15 protein-coding genes and 1 pseudogene are annotated in these 18,944 nt (G+C 59.7%); 7 read left to right on the top strand and 9 right to left on the bottom strand.

The features are described 5' to 3' along the window. Positions 1–68: 68 nt before the first annotated feature. On the bottom strand, positions 69–1,271 hold the full coding sequence (locus tag NLY36_RS20785; RefSeq protein ID WP_023736336.1) for a cytochrome P450: 1,203 nt from the start codon (positions 1,269–1,271) through the stop codon (positions 69–71). A gap of 1,638 nt (positions 1,272–2,909) precedes the next feature. Here NLY36_RS20785 and NLY36_RS20780 point away from each other — a divergent pair. From NLY36_RS20780 to NLY36_RS20770, 3 genes are all read left to right on the top strand, one after another. Next, positions 2,910–3,443 (top strand): peroxiredoxin, encoded by a 534-nt coding sequence (locus NLY36_RS20780; protein WP_023736335.1) that lies wholly within the window; start codon positions 2,910–2,912, stop codon positions 3,441–3,443. A 69-nt stretch (positions 3,444–3,512) separates the two neighbouring features. After that, positions 3,513–4,949: an RNA polymerase factor sigma-54 gene (gene rpoN, locus NLY36_RS20775; protein WP_023736334.1), complete on the top strand. Its 1,437-nt coding sequence runs from the start codon at positions 3,513–3,515 to the stop codon at positions 4,947–4,949. Between the two features lie 57 nt (positions 4,950–5,006). After that, positions 5,007–6,224: an MFS transporter gene (locus NLY36_RS20770; protein WP_286461352.1), complete on the top strand. Its 1,218-nt coding sequence runs from the start codon at positions 5,007–5,009 to the stop codon at positions 6,222–6,224. Positions 6,225–6,301: 77 nt separating this feature from the next. On the opposite strand, the gene NLY36_RS20765 is transcribed toward NLY36_RS20770, so the two are convergent. Beyond that, positions 6,302–6,724, bottom strand: a complete 423-nt coding sequence (locus tag NLY36_RS20765; protein WP_156933230.1) for a hypothetical protein — start codon at positions 6,722–6,724, stop codon at positions 6,302–6,304. A gap of 70 nt (positions 6,725–6,794) precedes the next feature. Between NLY36_RS20765 and NLY36_RS20760 the strand changes: the two genes are divergently transcribed. Together NLY36_RS20760 and NLY36_RS31765 are read left to right on the top strand one after the other, a co-directional pair. After that, positions 6,795–7,025, top strand: coding sequence for a type II toxin-antitoxin system RelE/ParE family toxin (locus NLY36_RS20760; RefSeq protein ID WP_245260280.1), 231 nt, complete (start codon positions 6,795–6,797; stop codon positions 7,023–7,025). Between the two features lie 108 nt (positions 7,026–7,133). Beyond that, the gene (locus NLY36_RS31765; RefSeq protein WP_023736332.1) at positions 7,134–7,340 is read left to right on the top strand and encodes an XRE family transcriptional regulator; all 207 of its coding nucleotides are present in this window, start codon (positions 7,134–7,136) and stop codon (positions 7,338–7,340) included. 162 nt (positions 7,341–7,502) lie between these two features. Here the strand turns inward: NLY36_RS31765 and NLY36_RS20750 are convergent, their stop codons facing one another. The 6 genes from NLY36_RS20750 to NLY36_RS20725 all read right to left on the bottom strand — a co-directional run bounded on the left by NLY36_RS20750 (position 7,503) and on the right by NLY36_RS20725 (position 15,837). Then, positions 7,503–8,420: a recombinase zinc ribbon domain-containing protein gene (locus tag NLY36_RS20750; protein ID WP_245260279.1), complete on the bottom strand. Its 918-nt coding sequence runs from the start codon at positions 8,418–8,420 to the stop codon at positions 7,503–7,505. Between the two features lie 292 nt (positions 8,421–8,712). Continuing rightward, entirely contained in the window at positions 8,713–10,227 is a 1,515-nt protein-coding gene (locus tag NLY36_RS20745; protein WP_023736330.1) for a DUF6602 domain-containing protein, read from the bottom strand. Positions 10,228–10,471: 244 nt separating this feature from the next. Then, positions 10,472–11,119, bottom strand: coding sequence for a DUF2971 domain-containing protein (locus NLY36_RS20740; RefSeq protein ID WP_023736329.1), 648 nt, complete (start codon positions 11,117–11,119; stop codon positions 10,472–10,474). A gap of 128 nt (positions 11,120–11,247) precedes the next feature. Next, entirely contained in the window at positions 11,248–13,137 is a 1,890-nt protein-coding gene (locus NLY36_RS20735; RefSeq protein ID WP_023736328.1) for a CRISPR-associated endonuclease Cas1, read from the bottom strand. Between the two features lie 10 nt (positions 13,138–13,147). Beyond that, positions 13,148–15,145: an ATP-binding protein gene (locus tag NLY36_RS20730; RefSeq protein WP_198020853.1), complete on the bottom strand. Its 1,998-nt coding sequence runs from the start codon at positions 15,143–15,145 to the stop codon at positions 13,148–13,150. Further along, positions 15,142–15,837, bottom strand: a complete 696-nt coding sequence (locus NLY36_RS20725; RefSeq protein WP_286461350.1) for a hypothetical protein — start codon at positions 15,835–15,837, stop codon at positions 15,142–15,144. The genes NLY36_RS20730 and NLY36_RS20725 overlap by 4 nt, the downstream gene beginning before the upstream one ends. A 307-nt stretch (positions 15,838–16,144) precedes the next feature. On the opposite strand from NLY36_RS20725, the gene NLY36_RS20720 reads away from it, so the two are divergent. Together NLY36_RS20720 and NLY36_RS20715 are read left to right on the top strand one after the other, a co-directional pair. Then, on the top strand, positions 16,145–16,390 hold the full coding sequence (locus NLY36_RS20720) for a hypothetical protein (protein WP_023736325.1): 246 nt from the start codon (positions 16,145–16,147) through the stop codon (positions 16,388–16,390). Further along, on the top strand, positions 16,390–17,154 hold the full coding sequence (locus NLY36_RS20715) for a hypothetical protein (protein ID WP_023736324.1): 765 nt from the start codon (positions 16,390–16,392) through the stop codon (positions 17,152–17,154). The genes NLY36_RS20720 and NLY36_RS20715 overlap by 1 nt, the downstream gene beginning before the upstream one ends. A 922-nt stretch (positions 17,155–18,076) precedes the next feature. Here NLY36_RS20715 and NLY36_RS20710 read toward each other — a convergent pair. Beyond that, positions 18,077–18,944, bottom strand: a pseudogene (locus tag NLY36_RS20710) (IS110 family RNA-guided transposase); the annotation flags it as partial.

Below are 18,944 nucleotides of genomic sequence, written 5' to 3'. Positions count from 1 at the left end.
ATCTGATCGGCGCGCGGCAGGCGCGCCGGCAATTCGAGAACATCGCGATTCCTGGTGGCATCCGCGCATCACCAGAGCACCGGGAACTCCTCGAACCCGCCAGTGATGATCTCCTTGCGCAACTTCAGTTCTTCGGGCGCCACGGCCAGGCGCAGCGCGGGAAAGCGCTGGAAGATCGAACCGAACACCGCCTTGAGTTCCAGCCTGGCCAGCGCCAAGCCGATGCAGTTGTGCGGCCCGTAGGAGAACGCCAGGTGCGGGTTTTCGTCACGTCCGATGTCGAAGATTTCCGGGTCGTCGAAATGGCGCTGATCGAAGGACGTCGCCGGCAGGCCGACCAGCACCTTGCTCTCCGCGGGAACATGCACGCCCGCGATGGTCACGTCGGTCCTCGGATAGCGCATGATGCCGTCCCAGCCGGCGCCGGGCGGGTACATGCGCAGGATTTCCTCTACCGCCTTGTCCACCAGGGATGGATCGCCGACCAGGCGTTCGCGCTGTTGCGGATGGCGGAACATGGCCAGCAGGCCGAATTCGATCTGCGCCACGGTGCTCTCGTGCCCCGCCACCAGCATGCCCGCCGCCAGGCCGATCGCCTCTTCCTCGGTCGCCTTGCCCTGGTCGACCGCCGCGAGCAGATCCGTCAGCACGTTGTCGCCCGGATCCTGGCGCTTGTCCCGCATCTTGCCGCGAATGTAGGCGCGGAGTTCTTCCCAGGCCAAGCGCGACGCGGTTCGCGGGCCGCTTTCATGCTGATGCGTCATCACCTCGTCGGACAGCCCGGCGAAAAAGGCGTGATCCTCGTAGAGCACGCCCATCAGCGCGCCGATGACCATGGCCGGAAGCGGAAAGGAGAGGTGGCGCCGCAGATCGGCGGGCTGGGGCTGGGCCGCCAGCGTCTCGAACAACTGCGCGGCGATCGCCTCGACCTGCTGCGCGAGCAGCTTCACCCTGCCGTTGCTGAAGGCCGGCGCCACGATCGTGCGTAACCGCGTATGCTCGCCCCCCTCGTGCGAGACCAGCCATCCTGGCGAACCGAGAATCACCGAATCCGGGGTGAATGCCGCCGGCGGCATTCCCGCGGGCCGGAACGCCGCGTCGGACAACACCGCCTTGGCCTCGTCATAGCCTGTCACCCACCAGCCTTCGTGCCCGGACGGGAAGCGCACGCGGTGGATCGGACCGTTGGCCCGCAGCGCCAACATCTCGGGCGAGGGCTCAATGTGATCGACGCGCCACATCGGCAGCGTCGGCAAAGGTTGTTCGGACATGGGTGGCACTTCACTCTATAAGCGATGGAAGGGCGGAAGGTGACCGGCGGGCGCTGCGGCAGCGAAGACCTAAGACGGCGTATAGACGACGTCGTCCGGAGGCAGACCGATTATCAAGATCGGCTAACGCGTAACTGTCTAGGCACATCGCGCGGCGAGATGCAGAACATTATCCTGTACCTTCGAGGTCAGGATAAAGTCCGTGTGGTGGGCCTTTGACTCGCCGCCGGCCAAGATTTCCTGCGCAAGCGTCGACAAGGGCGGCGAGCTGTTGGGTAAGGGCTTTCGCCGAGGCCCCCTGCCCAGAGACGCTATCCGACGCAGATTTGACATTTTGCTTTTCTTTCTTCGTTCCATTCGTGTCATCCACGAAATGAAAGTCGGTCGGCGGCTCCCGGCCCGCAACGAAGGTGCTTCAAATCTCGTGCCAATTTGGCCGCAGCAGAAAAAAATCGTGGCAGCTTCTCAGCGGCTTAGCCTGAGGCCAGAGAAGAGCTAGGCGAAATAAGCCGGTGTCGCGGGCCAACAAAGGCGACGGAACAGTGTCGGACAGAACGCCTCGGGCGACCTTTAGGTCGGGCCTGCGACATTCTGGTCCAGTTTCGAACATAAGAGGGCGGCAAACAGACACGATTGGGGAATTCGATCCTCACGGCGCCTAGGCGCTTGCCCAAGAGCGCGCGCTCATGTTGCTGCGACAGGCGCGTGTTCGCGATAGCCGTGCTGCGCACCCATGAACGCTAGCGGCACACGCTACGACTGGAGTGCCCGCCAGCCTCAGGTGGTGCATCGGCTCGGCTTCCGGTTCTTCTTTGCCCAGCCGGGGCTGAAGCGCCGAATATCCGCACCATACAGCATCGTTGTTGCCTATGTGACGAGGCGGCATAGCGCGCTCCCGGTCTTCTAAGACACGGCCTCCGAGAAGAAGGGGGCGGTCCAACAGCACCTCTATTTGAAATGGCACGCCGCTTGCTGCTCCTGGTTAGAGCACCATCAAATTACGATGAAAGCGACTTGCACCATGCCCGACGCGCGAAGCTCTAGACAGTGGCCTGAGGAGACGGTGCCCGTTCCCGCTGAACATCGGGACATCGTCTCCTCCGGAAGGCCGTTCTCGGTGGCCGCTTTGCGCATGGCTGGTCCGATGCCGGCACGCCAACACGGGCCGCTCGCGCAAATGCCGTTTACCGGTTCTGTTCAGCATGGGAGTGCCCAAGGGCCCCGTCAAAGGGTCACCCAAGCCAAGGCCGGCGGGTCACTGCCATATATCGACAACACGCTGAACCAGTCCAGTGACCCGAGTCTGCGTGAAGTGACATTTCAGGTCGCCACATGCTTGCGATATTGGCTACTTCCGGCCGCTATCCCTTTTCCCCGGGCACGATCGCGGGTGACCGATCCCGCTTCCGGCGCCATAGCCGTGGAAAGCAAGCGGCTCGACGGTCTCCAGCTCGCCCAGATCGATTGCGTTCGCGTGGCCAAGACCAGCCGCCAAGACGTTCCCATACGTCGGGATGGAAAAGGAAGTTGCGAGCCGCCGAGGCCCTCATTCCGTGCCCGAGCATACGAGCCTTTGCTCGGAATTGCGCCAGCCTATGCCAGAATTCAACGGCAGTTTTCTTCTTTAGGAGCAACTTGATGACAGTTCAAAAGAAAGTTCCCTTCGTCACCTTTCTCACGCGCGTTCACGATAAGTCAGTCCAGGGGCCAAATCCATATCGCTGGGAAGAAAAGACATCTGACGATTACTTTGCCGGCAAGCGGGTCATCCTGTTCTCGCTGCCTGGCGCCTTCACGCCGACCTGCTCGACCTACCAATTGCCCAAGTTCGAAGAGCTCTATGATGAGTTTGAGAAGGAGGGAATTGACGCGATTTACTGCCTCTCAGTCAACGACGCCTTCGTCATGAATGCGTGGGGGAAGTCCTTGGGCCTGAAGCAGGTCGAGCTCATTCCCGATGGCTCAGGCGAGTTCACACGCAAAATGGGCATGCTGGTCGCCAAGGATAATCTCGGCTTCGGGATGCGCTCCTGGCGCTACGCCGCCCTGATCAACAATGGCGTGGTGGAGCACTGGTTCGAGGAGGAAGGTTTCTCCGACAACTGCGAGGCCGACCCGTATGGCGTCTCGTCCCCGCAAAACGTTCTCGAAACGCTGAAAGCCGCCGCTTGACCTAGAAAACGTCTCACTGGTGCCATTGCCGGTCCCAAGAGGCTCCTCGACAGGATTATCGCGCTCACCATGCAATCCTCAGCAAGCCTGCTTCAGCGCCAGAAGCAATCCATGGTGGCATCGCCTCAACTCATTGAGTCGATTCGCTTGCTGCAACTGGCGCATACTGAACTGCATCAGTTCGTGGAGCGGGAAATTGAGAAGAACCCGCTCTTGGAATCTGCATCAAGCGATGGCGGGCCTTTTGACGACGTTTCGATTTCGGGAGCGGATCAGCCTGTCGGCCCTGGCGCAAACGCCGTTGAAGGACCGACCGGGGCAAGTTCGCCTGAACGGCTCGGGCAATGGAAATCACTTCGCAACACGACCAACAACCCGCCCGGCAATGGCCCTTCCCTCGACGAGTTTGCCACCCTCGCCGAAACATTGCACGACCATGTCGCTCGTCAGATCGCCCTCACTGCGTTCAGACCACAGGAGCGGCTGATCGCTGGCCAGCTTGCCGCCGATCTGGAAGACACTGGCTATCTTCGGGCAAACCTTTTGGAGCTGGCCGAGAGCCTGAATGTCCATGAGGCTGTTGTGGAACGGGTTCTCGGAACCTTGCAGCAATTTGATCCACCGGGAGTTTTTGCGCGAAGTCTCAGAGAATGCCTCGAGATTCAGTTGCGCCAGCGAAATCGGCTCGACCCGGCAATGGCAGCTTTGGTTGCCCATCTTGAAATGCTTGCGCGACGCGATTTTGAGGCGCTGAAGCAGCATTGCGGCGTCGATGAAGAAGACCTTCTCGACATGATGCATGAAATTCGGGCGCTCGATCCCAAGCCTGGGAACAGATTCGAATCCGGTGCGTCTGAATCAATCATACCCGACGTCTGGGTCACGCCCTCGCCGCAAGGCGGGTGGCAGATCGAACTTGATCCCGCCACGCTGCCAAAGCTGCTGATCAACCAAACCTACTATGCCGAAGTCACACGTCAAACTGCCCAAAATTCGAAAGATCAAGCATTTCTCGACGAATGCTTGCAAAACGCGAACTGGCTAATCCGCAGCCTCGATCAGCGCGCCAAGACGATTGTTAAGGTTGCGGCTGAAATCGTGCGTCAGCAGGATGCCTTTTTGGAACATGGCGTCGCCCACCTGCGGCCTCTCAATCTTAGAACCGTCGCTGACGCGATCGGCGTGCACGAGTCGACGGTAAGCCGGGTGACCTCGAACAAGTACATGCTTACCCCGCGCGGAGTCTTTGAACTGAAGTATTTTTTCACCGTCGCGATCGCGTCCTGCCAAGGCGGCGATGCGCACTCCGCCGAAGCTGTCCGGCATCGGATCAAAGCGATCATTGCCGCAGAATCTCCCGGCGACGTGCTTTCCGATGAGGACATCGCTGTCCGGCTGAAGGAAACCGGTATCGATGTTGCGCGCCGCACCGTCACGAAATATCGCGAAGCAATGAACATCCCCTCCTCCGTGCAACGCCGCCGGGAAATGCGCTTGTGTTTTTAGATTTGGGTCAAGGTAGCCAACATCACGTTGCATTGCATCAAAGTGGAGACTTCGTTCATGACCCGATCCGCAGCAGGCGTCATGGACGCTGTTCTGCACGACCCAGAAAAGCCCGTCCCACCGTCTGGTCCCGCATGGGGTGCCGTCGTTTCGCTTGCCTTGGGCACCTTCGGGCTGGTCACGGCAGAGTTTCTGCCTGTCAGCCTGCTCACGCCCCTCGCGCATGATCTCAGTATCAGCGAGGGAGCGGCTGGACAGGCGATGACGGCGACAGCTATCGTCGGGGCGATCTCGGCGCCGACGGTGGCCATCATCACAAAGCGCCTGGACCGCAGGACCGTCATGTGGGCGATGACGCTGCTGCTGATCCTGTCCGACCTTCTGGCGGCCGGCGCGTGGTCGCTGGCGGTTCTCCTGACTGCACGCGTCGTGCTCGGCATAGCGCTCGGAGGCTTCTGGTCGATGTCGGCAGCACTGGCGATGCGGCTCGTTCCAAGCCACCTCCTGGCGCGCGCTATGTCGATCATCCTCACCGGCGTTTCGGTGGCTACCGTTTGCGCAGCTCCAATCGGAGCTTATGTCGGCGATATCTGGGGATGGCGAAGCGCCTTCATACTCGCCGCAGTCGGCGGCGCGGCTACACTGCTGGTGCAACTCATAACCATTCCGAGACTGCCTCCGATTGGAGTGGCTAGCTTCCGCAGCCTGCTGGATGTAGCCAAGATTCCGATGGTCAAAATTGCGCTTTTGGTCGTCCTGCTGGTCGCTTCCGGCCACTTCGCCGGAATCACCTATATCCGCGCCTTCCTCGAGAAGATTCCCGCGCTTGATGTAGAAACGATCTCGCTTGTGTTGCTTGCTTTTGGCATCGGCGGATTCTTCGGCAATTTGGCCGGCGGGCTTCTGGCCGAGTACAGTCTCAAGGCAGTCGCGGCCCTTGCACCGCTGCTCATAGCGATATCCGCTGTTTCGCTGCTGACGGCGGGAGCATCGGCCTTGGCCTCGGCGATTGCTGTTGACGCGTGGGGGTTTGCCTTCGGCGCGGTGCCAGTGGGATTGCAGACGTGGATGGTACGGAGGGCCGTTCCCGAGCAGGCCCAAAGCGCCGGTGTGCTGCTGGTCACAGTATTCCAAGTGGCAATCGCTGCCGGCGCGATTTTCGGCGGACTATTGGTGGACAATGCCGGGGTTACCAGTGCCATTGCCTACAGTGCTGTTGCCACGTTCGTCGCTGCCCTCATAGTGTTCCTGCTCGGCCCGAAGCGCGAAACCTAGACCTCCTGGCAGAAGAGGCCTCAGCAGCGCAGCGGGACGAGAGATGCGATGCACGGCGCGCGCGGTCCTCCGCACGATTACGAATGGACCAGCGCAAGCACCTCGCCGGCTTCACCTCCGGGCCACCTGACCTTCGCCGCCAGACATGCGAACCTCGCCGGCACCGGTTTCCATTTGGCGACGGTGAGCGCTGCCGGCGCGATGGGACCGTTGCTGGCGGTCATATCCTTCACGACAAGCCGGCATTCTGGGCAAGCGACAGCTACGCGCCGGCCATGCCCGTCAGAACGCCGGTGACGATGCCGCTCCATAGCGCAGACAGGTCGCGAATTGCCAGTCGTGCCAGCGGCGGCCGGATGATCGTCGGCCGCGCGTACCTTGTTTCGGCCGCAGTTATCGTTCGGCAGCTTGATGATGTTGTTGACCACTAGCCCAGGAGCTATATGGCTTGGGAAGTCGTTTTTGGCGATGAGTTCGATGGGGAGTTCGAGGCGTTGCACTAGACAGTCCAAGATGAGCTATTGGCCTCGGCTAGGCTGCTCGGTGTGTTCGCGACCGCATGCGGATACCTTGAATGACTCGTCGTTCGCGAACATGAAAGAACTTCGCTTCGACGCTGATGATGGTGTCTGGCGGGTTGCGTTCGCATTCGACCGGAAGCGGAAGGCGATCCTGCTCATCGCCGGCGATAAGTCGGGCGTGAGTGAGAAGCGCTTCTATAAAAGTCTGATCGTCAAGGCGGACAAGCGCTGTCAAGGGCATCTCGACCGTTTGGCGGCGGCGAAGAAGGAGAAGAAGTGATGGGACGCAAGCTTGACGACCTAATCGCTGCGCTCCCCGAGGATCGTCGGGAGCGGGTCGACGCGCGTTTCGAAGAGTTAAGGGGAGAAGTCGAGAGTCTCGGCGATTTTGCGGCGTGCCGCTGGAAAGGCTCAGGCCGAAATCGCTTCGGTCCTCAAGATCAAGCAGCCTTCGGTCTCGAAGATCGAGAAACAAGCCGACATGTACTTGTCTACACTTAAAAGCTGCGTCGAGGCGATCGGGGGGCAACTCGAACTCGTCGTTCGCCTTCCCTCGATCCCGGAACGCATTGACACTCGCCAACTGCCGACCTGATCGAACGACTTTATAGCAGCCGAGCAAAGCCGATCAACGGCGGCGTGGTGTGCCTTCATCTTACCCGATCTGGGCTGCTTAAGAAGCCGCTCCTTTGTCATTGGACACTTCCTCCATAAACCACAAATAGCAGTTAGCCAGCAGAGTTCCCGAATCGGCCAGTCAAACCGAAGAGATGAACGAACGGCAAGGTTCGGGAGCGAGAATGGTTGCGGTGAACGACCGATAAGAGGGCGCATAGAGGACGTACAGCACGTGAACTCTCGGAGGTCTGCGCTGACGTGCACGAACGGGCGAGCGCGCGCGAAAAAGTCGAAACCTTCTCAAATTTTTCCCAATGCCGAATCTAATGTCCCAATTTCCGTCATAAGCACATGCAATTCGGGCTGAGGCGCGATCCAGAAAAGTTCGAAATGCTTCCAGGAACCCCAGCCAAATTGGATGTCCTTTGGACGAGACGGACCTTCGTGGGTGCTGGTTCGACAGAGCCGCAGTCGTTTCGGCAAGCAAATCAAACGGTTGTCGAAAGACAGCGCGAACCTCCCCGTCGTCCCAGGTGCAGTTCGACAGCAGCAGATTCAGAAGCCGTTTCTTCTCACCTGGAGCCTGCCGAGCGAACAGTTGGCGGGCGTTGCGCGCCAACTCCAGCAAGCGCACGCCATCCTCCATGTATGATTCCTCGGCCTCGCCATGCCGCTCGATCTCACGGAGTAGGCGCGTCTGCTCGACCCGCCATTGCGCTGACATTCGATCGTAGAAGGCGCTGTCGATGCGCCCGTCGAGCTTGTCCAGGTACATTGCCTGAAGCCGATCCTCGAGGCGCTTGTATTCCTTCTGGCACCGCAGGATCGCCTGTTCCTGTTCCTTCCGCTCATCGGCGTGGCTGGCTTTGAGCGCGTCGCGGACCCAATCCAGCACCTCCTCATCGAAATGGAGTTTGTCCAGCAAGGCGCCAAAGGTCTCTTCCAGGATCTCCTCGCGGACATACTTGCGGCGGCACTCGGCATAGCCGCCGCGGCCATTGTCGCTGTGGCCCGTGCAGTGGTAGTAGACGTATTTGCCCTTTTTGATCTCGGCCACTACCGCGCAACCGCATCTGGCACAGGTCATCAGGCCACCGAAGGCGAATTCATAGCCGTAAGAGTGGATAGCTGTCTGTTGAGATGCAAGAAGCACACATCATGCAGCGCTGTCAGCGATAGCTGAGCATTCTCGCAGCATGAACGCGAACGACACAGTCGAGCAGTCGCGGCAACGCTTGACAGAGATCGAGCGGGACGTCGCCCGTGCGAGACGCGCGCAAGAGAAAGTGCCGAAACGACGGTCGGCAGATAGAATAGGCCGCTGACCAAAGCATAGCCTCCGTTTAAGCCTAGCTTTCTGGCAGTGGCCTTTCAGCCGGAGCGCCTTCGGCTGTGGCGCTTTTGGGACCCGACGTTGCGGGTTCTTCATTCAGTCGAGGGGTGCGGTTCAGCTGCCTAAATAAACCGTTGGCGATGTCGTCCTTGCCGATCTTGCCTTGCCGGAAGTCCTGAACCCGCTGCACATAGGTCCTTGCGCCATCAGGATCGAACAAGGCTTCCATCCCGGGCAGCGCGGTGCGTGGGCGCCATGGATTCTCATAGATCGGGCCTAAATCATTCAGATTCATGGTGTTGAGAAGCGGATCAAATAACCGGATCGCGTCTGACTTCGCCACCGACGATAGATCGAGATGGGAGAGCAGGCCGCCGAGGAAGAAAGCTGTCTTGGTGTCGCCGGGCCAACTGCTCACCACTCCGGAAAGGATGGGTTGCGGGAATAGGGATTCGTCTTCGGGGATTTTGTAGGTTTCCCGCACGAACAGCTTTTGTGGGACACACACCATGTTCACACCCGCATACATGTACCAGTGCTCGCGCTCCCGGATTTTGTCTGGGTCTCTACTGCGATAGAAGTGCCGCATCCGATCTGCCACAGCCGCATCGCTCACGTAGTCTGCTTCGTAGGCGAAAATGCCTTTGAACACGGGAACGGCGGTCTGGCTTATCCTGAAGGTGTCCCAGAGGATCTCCATCGCCTCGTCCAGGGCATTCGTGTTCAGGGTGGTCTTGACCTCAATGACACCGCGCACGGCGGCTCGGGGGACCACGACAACATCACCTTCTCTGAACAACGGGACAAACTCAGCCGCATCCCAGACGAGGATATCAAGCTGCCTTGGGCAGGACTCAATGAAGCCTGTGCTCACCTCATAGCGGCGGGGGACAATCTGGCGCAAAAGGGCGCGTAACATCTCCTCGCGATAGCTTCCCACTGTGCCGGTATGCTGGATGAGAAGGTCAACGCGGCGACTCTTGATAAGCAATTCGTCGGCGAAGGTTGCTAGATAGTCGATCCGCGAGAAATGCTCGGAAACCATTGACGAGAGGCTGTACAGGACAACCCCACCCTTATTGATCGTTGCGGCTCCGGAGCCTTGCGCGATCATCATGCGCAACGCATCATCGATGAGGTCGTGCGCTAAACTTGAGTTCTCCTTTAGCCTGCGGGTCAGCTCGTCCAGAGGCAGACGGCGACCATCCGCATCGCGCAGAACATCAAGGGTTGCCGACTTGATGGCGAAGTACGGCCTCCGATCAAAAGGCAGCCGGCGTCCGCCCAAATTGCCTATCAGCGCATTGATTTTGATCTGCCCCGAATATTCGGAGACAGGTACGTCTAAGGGGGGTCCAAGGAGTTCTTCTGCAGTCCGCCCGGGCAGCCAGATGCGCAATACTCCCTGGCGATCACCGATTATCCCGCCTCGGACGTGATCCCACGGATGGTCACGGTCGAACACGCAATCGCCATGTGCGAGTTCAGGCAAGACCTGCTGTCCTTTTGGCGGAGCTTCAACATCGGCCATGCGATCCCACAACCCCTTTTGATTTCGGCCGGATCGATCGCCCGACACTCTTGGCCTTTATGCCACGGCCACCCTGGGCGAAGAAGGCTGGCACGCCACAGCAAATACGCAAGGTCTAATCGTGTTGAAGAACGCGGTCGTCCTGCCCGCGCGATTGATCAGCAGCGCCTGCTGCCTTCCGACGGTATGACAGGGCTGCAAGACGGCAACTATTAACAGCGCAGTCGATGCGGCCCACCTGGCTTTATGGCGCGGTCGGCGGCGGCGCCACACGCCCTGTAAGCTTCTGCCATGGCTTGTTGTCGATGAGTGTCGACCGATAAATCAGCAGTCCACTGCATCCCGGAATTGACTTCAATGTCTTTTTGACCGGTTCGGCCAATGCCGGCGCCAGCCAAGGGCTGAGGTTGATGCGTTTTATGGCCGAGAGCGCGATTGGGACGGGAAATGCCGGCATTTCCACGTCGGCGTTTACATACACCGCCCGGTACTCCTTCTCATCGCCATAGGGCCACCGCTTGGTGAACGGCAAGATTTCTAGATCAACCTCTTGCATCGAGTTTGCATTCGCCACCAGTTCGTAGTTCACGTACCGATGGGTGACGCCTTCGGCATTATTGAACGCTGCCAGGAGCTCCTCGCGGTCGAACTCGATACAGACTCCATCCGCCCCGCGGGAGAAGACCTGCCAGTGGTGGTAGGTCTCCTCTCTGTCCGCAATGCAGATCGCGAGTACCGTTTTGACGTCCTTGATCCGCTTGTACTCGGACATGAAGTAGGAGTCGTTCCGATCATCCCAGGTGTCAGGGCTGAGGAGAGTCAGGCAGCGGTTGTGGAGGATGTGAAGGGCCGACGCCAGGTTCGTATAACGTCTCAAGTTGCGTTCGGTCATCGCGCCATCCCCCTATTTTCGTTTCAAATTTTGGTGCGCGGCTGTCAGATAAATCGACAGGCGCGACGCCATAGACCTAAACAGCCTGTTTGCAGCGGAGCTGCTCGGAACAACTTTGCCATATAACATCACTTGAGATCGTGCGGCGTCTTCCGGAGCGCTTGAACTCGGGCGACGACGATCAGGTACTCGGTACTAGATCCAGCGGGCGTTTTTCGCTCTACGGTTATTCGCTCCGAAATATGCTGCTGGTGCCCTTTCCTGTCCGTGAGATCGAGGACCAAAAGAAATCCAAAGCGGACACCGGTCGTGAGATAGCCAGTCGCCTGTCCGGCGTAGCGCTTGGACAAGGCTGCGTTGTCTGGAACGTTGTCGTCCTTCTTGACCTCGACAATCGTCTTCACACCGCGGAATTGAACGTCGATGTCGGCGCGACCACCACCGCGGTCGCGCGCCTCGGCCTGAAAGGTGGGCGCTCCCCCGGTCTGCAGGAACTTCAGAAAATCCAGCTGAAGGTCATGCTCCACCGGGAGCTTGCCGCTTCTCACGAATAAATAGGCGGCAGCAGGATCGGTGCTGACACCGATGTTCGACCGGGCGTCCAAAAATTTCAGCAATAGGCCGACCAATGACTCCACGAGCATCCGTGCGTCGAGGAAGTTCGAATAGTCCGGTTGTGCCGAAAACTGCTTGATTACCTGTTGCCAAAGGTCGGCGACCAGAACGTTGGCGTCGGCATGCATGCGCAGTTCCGAAACACCCATCTGTGCCACAGCTTCGCTGAAGCCGGCATCTTCTAGTACCTCGACCAGCCGGCTAGTGGTCGTGGCGTCGAAAGGGCGGCGATAAAGCGTGTCCTCCATCGTCCCCTTGAGGGTCTCGCGCAGCTCGAAGACAGCCCCGGCTTTCCCGTGGTCGGTGTTGACCTGCAACCACTCGTCCAGCGCTTGCAGGTAGTACCTGCGTTCGCGCAGCCCGCGAATGGTAGCGTCTTGCATGGAAGCATCAAGGCCGGGCGTGGATGGCAGACCAAAAACCGCGCTACCCGGATAGAAAATCGACAGCAGCTCGTCCTCGATCACGAGTGCAACGTCTAACCAGACCTCTTTGGTCAAGGAGTTGGCCAGAGCCGCCAATTTCGTCGCCATGGACAGCCAATGAAACCGTTCCTTCGAGGACACTGCCAGCCAGGAATGGGACGCGTGGCGCGCCTGTGCGAACGCCGTATATTCGATGGCCGCAGTTTCCAGGTCGGCCAGACGCTCCTTCATTTCGGCCCGGAGCCCGTCGTCCTGCACTGTTAGTAGGAAGGTCGTGCAAAGCTTGTAGAGCTTTGCATCCGGACGGTGCTCGCTATTGTCGAGGGATCTTTCGAACCAGCTTCGGGCAGACTCAAGGGCCGACCAGAGTGCGTCCCCGGTGGGCGCGGCCAGCCCTTCGCGCAGCTCGGCCAACCCGATTTCCATTGACGCCTCGTCGGCGGCCGCATCCAGCGTCGCCAATTGCTCGAGAAGCGACCTGAAATCCGCATCACGATAACGACGTAGAATTGCGCCAGCCACCTTGGCGACGTGACGCAGGAATTGCGGATCGTCGTCCATCGACACGTCGAGGATACTGGCCTGTAGCCTTCGCACAAGCACCGCGTTTTCCTGCGCGAGCAGCATCGCCCCCCTCAGAGCGTGAGAACGCCCCCATGGATGTTTGCTCCGATCCTCGAAGTGGGAACGGAGACCATCCCAAGCCGGCCTGGCGAACCCGACCGGTATCTCGATCCTTTCCAGACAATCGACCATCTCGGCCAATGCCGGCGCGTCGTCCGTCCACGCCAACATCTCTAGTAATACGGACTGGACGGAGGTTTCGGATATCCATCGGCACAACCAGCAGAAACCATCGGCCCGGTCCACACCGGGCGCCAGCTCCCGGACCGCAGAGAGCAGTCGGTCCGCCGACATGGAGCCCGGATCACTGGATCCGCCAGCATCGGCCTGCAGCAACTCGATAAGATGTTCCATGCCCCACCGGCTAGAAAACGTAGTCGTCGCCCTTAGCGTGCAGTCTATGCTCGATAGGCACAACAGCTTCTACGGAAGGACGCGCTGTCGTGCCGATGATTATCTGCACATCGCCCATCTCCGAGGCCGCCGTTGACACGCTATCGAGCATCGCCTCGAAGTCCTTGTCCACGACCTCCTCGGACGCGGGCGAGTCAATCACCATCAAACCGGGATGGCGGCCATGGCCCCGTTCCCTTGCAACCTCCACCGCCGCGAGCGCCATGGCGATCTTGATGCGCAGCCGCTCACCCATGGTCAGGTTACTGAACCATTCGGTAGCTCCACCCTGCCTGACCTTGAGGCGACCTCCGTTATCCAGCTGCATCTCAGTTACGTTGGGCATGCCGAACTTCTGGGCCAGGACCATCACTGATTCCGAGATCTGCTTTAGGACTTCAGACTGCTTATCAGTCATCAGTTCCTTGGTGACCTCCGTGGCGGCACGAAGAATCTTGACCGCATCGTCGGTATTGCCGTCCTTGCTTGCAGCTTCGATTCCATCACCCATGAGGTCGCGAAGTTGAGCGGCCTGCGCTTCGAGTTGGACGATCTCCAGCTCCGGATCAGGGACCTTGACGGCAAGGTCCAGCTGCAGCGCGGAAAATCGTTCCTTCACTTTCCGCAGCTCGACTACGGCGTCGTTGGCCGATTTCTCCGCGGCTTTTTGCTTGGCCCTAGCCACTTTCAATGACGTGTCGAGTGCGTCGACCTCGTCTTTCGCCAGCTGGATGCGATCGTCCTCGAAATCGTCCGTGTCCTGAGGGATATCGTTCTTGCAAAGGAGGCAAGTGCTGCCGTCCCCGGCTGACTCAGCGGCGGCCACGACGTCCTTGTACGACGCCTCGCAGGCCGGGCAGCACGACGGGCTGAGCTTGCGGAAGGAATAGCCGGCTGACTGCTCGTCCTCTAATTGCTTCACCCTCCGCCGGGCATCATCGAAGCTTTCCGAAACCTTCTTCATCGACAGGTCAGCCGCTTCGAAAGCCAAGCGGGCGGATTCCGCCACCTCACGCAGCGTGACCACCCGGTCGTCCAATTCGTCCAGTTCGACGCGCTTATCAGCACGACCGTCTACCTTCGTCGCGGTGGTCTTCGCGGTTTCGAGCTTGCCTTCGACCGCCTCCAACCTCTTCGCAAGCTCCTTGTCCAAGGCAGACCTGTCCGGACGGACGGAACGGGATTCCTCGACCTCCTTCTGCGCCGTGAGCGCCGCGCTATAGGTCGAGACCCAAGGCAACCCGATGAACAGTTGCAGTAGGCGCAGCGGGATGCCGTCGATCATGACGTCCCCAAAAAGCGCCTTGGCGTTGGTGGAACTCGACAGAAACAATGCCGACGAGATCAGCGGCCAGCCATGGGCATGACCACCCGTGTTTGAATTGTGTGCATAGATAGGCGGGAATGTCAGTTCAGCCATCATCAGCTGCTCGGTTTGGGACTTCAGCCCCTCGCCGGCGTCACCGTCGTACAGCGCCACCCAGTTCCCGTCGCCGGCCGAACGGCTGAGGCGGGCAGTCGCTTTGACCGGGTCCTCCTCTCCGACATCCTTCCGCACTTCTGTACGGTGGAGATTGCCGTCGATCTCATAGGTAACGTCGATGATTTCCAGCCACTTCCACACGTCTGCTTTGAGCCTTCCCCGGAACTCCCCCCTGATGGCGGCGTAGAGCAGGTTCAGGATCGAGGACTTGCCGCGGAGATTGCGGTCCGACATCACCGCGAACAAGCCGGTGCCGAGATTGTCCCAAGTCTCGTCAAACGGCCCGTCACGGTCGGATTCGACACGCGTACCTGCGACACGGATGCTTTTGAACCGCAAGGACTTGGCCCGAGGCGGCGTGGTCTGGGGCTGGATATTGTATTTTTGGAGGACGGACTTGGCGACACCCTCCTCGACGGCGGAACGTTCCGCGATGGCGCGGAGCCAGCCACTCTCGGTGGATTGGATTGGAGCGGACTTGCTCATTTCAGCTTCTCCGAAATCTCATGCAGGCGTTTCTCGACTTCCCCACGAATGCTCGGGATGAGATCGCCGTGAAGCGTTTGGCCGTAGGTGGGATGCTCATATTGCCAGTCTTTGAGCTCCGAACCGCTCTTGCCGGATGCCACCCGCATCACCAGCACCATCCGGTCCCGGTACCACGCCAAGGTCGGATGGTCAGTCACACACTTGTCCAGGAAAGAGACGGCCTTCGACGAGATCAGGTATTCATAGCGACGTACCTTACCGTCCTCGCCTTTGAGCTGCATCGACTGGACGAGTCCGTAGTAGCTCAGCAGGGAAAGGGCATCCTCGATGTTCTCGTAGGCGCCCCGTTTCCACCGGACCATGCGCACGAGCCTGACGGACGGTTCATCAGCTTCGAAAATGCCTTCGACCTGTTCGAGAAGGTCCAAATCCGCCTCGGCTTCGACCATGTCGAGCAGCGCGTCAGCCAGATAGTCCGGATAGCGTACAAGGAAATCCATAGCCATTAGCCGCTTTTCGGCCCTGAAGACCTTCGCGCCTTCTTCAGTAGGCTCATCGGCATCGTCCGCGCCAGCAACCAGTATGAAGAGCAGCCGCAGGGCGTCACGGTATCTAGCACCGGCGGAAGTAGCAGCGGCGGTGGTATTCACCGACCCCGCTTCGCCTACACTATCTTCAAGCAAGTCCATGTCGCCAACTACGCCCCCCCCACATAGACCGAATGTATGTCAGTCCGGATAAATTCGCGAATATTCGTTAAGTGAGCAACACCTATGGTGTTTGGCATGACCGCTCGCAACCGGGAGTGGCCGGTTCCAGAATGTCGGCTTCTCGGCGTTGACGGTGAATAGCTGCGTACGCGGAACAACGCCTATTGGAAACAGAGTTCGTGATCTAGCCGTTTCGGCGATATGATACGCGCGCCAATTATCCAGTAGTGCGATTTCTTGGTCTCGTTTCGGTCATGGTCGCGCCGAGCAACGGAAGGGGGATGGCATGGGGCGCGTCAACTGGGCGAAGGTCGTTCCGACCTGCGTGTTCTTCTTCGTAGTGTGGCTGCTTCAGGAGCAGCTCTCCACGCTCTACGAGGCCGTCGAACCTACCTGCGGAGACTCCGGCTGCGGTGAGAAGATCGCGGTCGCCTACCAGCTGCTGTCGCTGTCTACCCTGGTGTCGGCGGGAGGCATCGCATGGGCGTCGTGGCGATTCAACACGGCCTTCCACAAGGACGGTAAGGCGTAATGAAGTTTCTGCTCGAACACACGCTTCGCGACTATGTCGCACTTGGCGACGATACCACGCGCAAGCTGCTGGGGTCGGAGACGCCGCTCGTCGCTGCCATCGCGGAGTACTACCGCTTTTTTCAGAGTGAACTCTGGACGGCGGACGACATGAAGATGTCACCCCACCAGGCCTTCCTGTCGATGCATTCATTCATGACTTGGACCGCGGCCGTGAGGATCGCGCTGTCAGGCCATGCGGCAGCCACGTTTCCCTTGTTCCGAACGGCGTTGGAGGCAGCCTGCTACGCATACCTGATGAAAGATAACGATGACTTGGAGAAGACTTGGTCAGATCGCCATGCCAGCGCGGAAGCGCTGAAGAAAAGTCGCAGGGCCTTCACGTCTGCTGTAAAGGAAGCTGCCGTCCGGATCGATGCTGGGGCCTCCCCGCCTAGATACGAGAAGTGGATCATGGACGCTTACGATGGGGCCATCGACCATGGCGCCCACCCTAACCCGAGATCGATCTACCGTCACGTCAACCCACCAAAGGACGCGGGTGACCGCGTGATTGTCCACCTGACGGGTATCTACGATGCCGAGGAGACCGAGACGCTGCGGACGCTGGTCGCTTGTCTCGACTTCGGACTTGTGATCGCGTGCGTGCTCGCGCACGGCCTAAAGGAGGTGCCCGATGACCTCAACGCAAACCTGGAAAGACTGAACCAGTTGAAGGAGAAGCTCTCCGGCGAGTTGCTTCAAATACACCCGCCAGAAGACTAGGGCGGCTCACTATCGAAACGGTGACGAAACACGATCAGACCTTAACACGCGGTTTGCGCATTCGTGTCAGGATGGAAGGGCTCGATGTCAGCCGATAGCAACTGCAGCTGGCGATGCTCAGCGCCCGCATCTCGAAGAGGATGCCGCGCCTACAAGCCGCGGCTCCTGTCACGGCCGGGGCGCTTCCATTGAGGCCGTGAAGCCTATGCATTCGCGGCAGCCGCACCGGCCGCCCATACCGAGCCACCACAGGGCAGGTCAACGAGATTGGGCGTTGAGTCCTCCAACGCGGCATCTGCCGGACACAGGAACCTGAACGGTCGCACCTGTCCATCTCCTCGTCCCGGCCCACGCTTTGTAAACTGCTCGCCGAGCGCCCGCACATTGCACTAAGCCAAGGAAATTGCTGCGAACTCGCGATTTTCGCAATGTGCGGTCAACATGCACACATTGCGAAATCACTGTCTAACCCATTGAAAAACAAAGACCAAACCGCAGCGCAATGTGCGCCCTTTTATCCTGCCGTCTTAATCGGTTGTGCTTTCGATGATCTTTCTGACATCGTCGTTTCTCTCCAAATCTGCGATAATACACTATTCTATGCTCTATGGCACGATTCCGTATTCTGGCGTCGAGTCCCGATGCGCCGTGCAGTCTTCCGCGATCTGCGACGGGGTCTACCGGCTGCATGAAAGCAGCGCTGGAACCGTCGTGGCGCACTTTTCCATCGGAGCGACGGAGCATCGTCACAGGCAATCCGGCGCGGTCCGGCCGTCTCGCGATCGGCGCGGCCGCAGGCAAGATAACGTGCGTTCCGTCGTTCCTGGTCTGCATCAGTCCTCATCCGCCGGAGCGGATTCCTTGTGTCAGATGGCGCCCGTCGGCGTGCCGACGCCATGCGTTTGAACTGCGCTCGAACCGCTCATCGATGCGCTCCGAGCAGCTTGCGGGCCTTGTCATGGGCGCGTCGGTCGGCATCCGCCTGGCTTGCCGTCGGATCGCCGACATAGAACGTCCCATCGCTCCACTCGCGTACATGATCACCGCCAGCTTGGGCGCCACGGCGACACAGGCCTTGCGGTGGCAGGAGCGTTTGGCGATCGCCTGGCTCCAACTCTTGACCTTGTCGGAGCCCTTGAAGCGCGTCATCAACCCCGACGCCGCCTCGTAGAGCGAGCGTCGAACATCGGCGTCGCCGGCTTTCGATATGCGACCCTGAACGTCGATCGAGGTGCCCGACTGCCATCGCCGCGAGGTCAGCCCGAAGTAGGCCGCGACATCGCGTGAGCGGCGGAAGTGCGACGGATCGTCGATTGCCGTCATGAACGAAAGTGCTGTGACGGGACCGACGCCGGGGATTGCCATGAAGCGCCGGCACAGTTCGCTGCGTGCCACCATTTTGACGACGAGATCGTGCAGCCGGCAATACTGCCCCCACAGCGCTGCGCGCGCCGACAGCATGGCGTCCATCAACTCGGCCGACAGCGGATCCTCCGCCACGGCGGTGCGCACCGCTTTCTCGAAAGCCCCTCGCCCGACCTTGCCCAGTCGGATGCCAAATGCCTTCAGCGAATGGCGGATGGCGTTCTCCAGGTCGAGGAACTTGGCCTTCAGGTTGCGCCGGTGCGTCAGCAAAAGCTTCGTCCGGTAGCAGCTTTCCGACTTGATATGGGCCTGCCGGAATCAGCCGGTGCGCATGATGTGGGCGATGCCCAGCGCATCGGCCTTGTCGGTCTTTTGCGCGGCGCCGACATCGCGGCGCGCACGTGCTGCGGCATCAAGGACAGAGC

It is taken from the genome of Mesorhizobium sp. C399B (assembly GCF_030323185.1).
In the GTDB taxonomy this organism is placed as follows: Bacteria; Pseudomonadota; Alphaproteobacteria; order Rhizobiales; family Rhizobiaceae; genus Mesorhizobium.
The sequence above is the reverse complement of the archived record's forward strand: the minus strand, read 5'-3'. Positions and strand labels throughout refer to the sequence as shown.

What these genes read in the sequence shown, in the direction of transcription:
- NLY36_RS20745 (WP_023736330.1), bottom strand. Translation starts at nt 10,227, where the DNA reads ATGGCCGATGTTGAAGCTCCGCCAAAAGGACAGCAGGTCTTGCCTGAA.
- NLY36_RS20725 (WP_286461350.1), bottom strand. Translation starts at nt 15,837, where the DNA reads ATGGACTTGCTTGAAGATAGTGTAGGCGAAGCGGGGTCGGTGAATACC.
- rpoN (WP_023736334.1), top strand. Translation starts at nt 3,513, where the DNA reads ATGCAATCCTCAGCAAGCCTGCTTCAGCGCCAGAAGCAATCCATGGTG.
- NLY36_RS20780 (WP_023736335.1), top strand. Translation starts at nt 2,910, where the DNA reads ATGACAGTTCAAAAGAAAGTTCCCTTCGTCACCTTTCTCACGCGCGTT.
- NLY36_RS20715 (WP_023736324.1), top strand. Translation starts at nt 16,390, where the DNA reads ATGAAGTTTCTGCTCGAACACACGCTTCGCGACTATGTCGCACTTGGC.
- NLY36_RS20730 (WP_198020853.1), bottom strand. Translation starts at nt 15,145, where the DNA reads ATGAGCAAGTCCGCTCCAATCCAATCCACCGAGAGTGGCTGGCTCCGC.
- NLY36_RS20720 (WP_023736325.1), top strand. Translation starts at nt 16,145, where the DNA reads ATGGGGCGCGTCAACTGGGCGAAGGTCGTTCCGACCTGCGTGTTCTTC.
- NLY36_RS20770 (WP_286461352.1), top strand. Translation starts at nt 5,007, where the DNA reads ATGACCCGATCCGCAGCAGGCGTCATGGACGCTGTTCTGCACGACCCA.
- NLY36_RS20740 (WP_023736329.1), bottom strand. Translation starts at nt 11,119, where the DNA reads ATGACCGAACGCAACTTGAGACGTTATACGAACCTGGCGTCGGCCCTT.
- NLY36_RS20735 (WP_023736328.1), bottom strand. Translation starts at nt 13,137, where the DNA reads ATGGAACATCTTATCGAGTTGCTGCAGGCCGATGCTGGCGGATCCAGT.
- NLY36_RS20785 (WP_023736336.1), bottom strand. Translation starts at nt 1,271, where the DNA reads ATGTCCGAACAACCTTTGCCGACGCTGCCGATGTGGCGCGTCGATCAC.